A 943-nucleotide genomic window follows, 5' to 3' on the forward strand; every position below is an offset into this window, starting at 1 on the left:
GTGATCGGCTCCGGCATCGCCGCCCAACGCCTCTCCCCCGGCGACGTCGGCCTGCAACTGCTGGAGAACGCCGCCGCGACCGCCGTCGGCCTCTACGCCATCATCCTCGTCTTCGGACCGGTCAGCGGCGGCCACTTCAACCCCGCCGTGTCCATCGTGGACGCCGTCTTCCGGGGCCTGGCGTGGCGTGACGTCCCCGCCTACGCGCTCGTCCAGGTGCTCGGCTGCGTCACCGGCGCGATCCTGGCCAACACCATGTTCGAAGCGGCCCCGATCAGCATCAGCACCACCGAACGCGCCACGGCCGCGCACGGGCTGTCCGAGGTCGTGGCCACGGCGGGCCTGCTGCTGGTCATCTTCTCGCTGGTCCGGTCCGGCCGGGCCGCCCTCGCGCCCGCAGCCGTCGGCGCCTACATCGGCGCCGCGTACTTCTTCACCAGCTCCACCAGCTTCGCCAACCCCGCCATCACCGCCGGCCGCGCGTTCAGCGACACGTTCGCCGGCATCGCACCGTCCTCCGTGCCGGTCTACGTGGTGGCGCAACTCGTCGGCGTCGCGGTGGCGATCCCACTGCTGCGCATCCTCTACCCGACCCGGACCACCGCCGACAGCACCGAAACCGTCACCGAAGGGCAAGTCCGTTGACCAGCAAGCCCGAAGTCCTGTTCGTCTGCGTGCACAACGCCGGCCGCTCCCAGATGGCCGCCGCACTGCTCCAGCACTACGCCCTCGGCCGCGTGACGGTCCGCTCCGCCGGCTCCGCGCCCGCCGACAAGGTCAACCCCGCCGCCGCCGAGGCACTGGCCGAGCTGGGCCTCGACATCACCGCCGAGGTGCCGTCCAAGCTGACCACCGAGGACGTCGAGGCCTCCGACGTCGTCATCACCATGGGCTGCGGCGACACCTGCCCCGTCTTCCCCGGCAAGCGCTACCTCGACTGGGA

2 protein-coding genes are annotated in these 943 nt (G+C 71.5%); both read left to right on the forward strand.

Going from position 1 to position 943, the window contains the following annotated elements; all coding sequences use genetic code 11:
- Window positions 1-645 (forward strand): aquaporin (locus tag OQ02_RS39120; protein WP_051773506.1); only part of this gene is annotated, 645 nt, incomplete at its 5' end.
- Window positions 642-943, forward strand: a 302-nt coding sequence (locus tag OQ02_RS39125; RefSeq protein WP_033443741.1) for an arsenate-mycothiol transferase ArsC, incomplete at its 3' end; no start/stop codon positions are given. The genes OQ02_RS39120 and OQ02_RS39125, both read left to right, overlap by 4 nt.

This window comes from Saccharothrix sp. NRRL B-16314 (assembly GCF_000716595.1).
GTDB lineage: Bacteria > Actinomycetota > Actinomycetes > Mycobacteriales > Pseudonocardiaceae > Actinosynnema.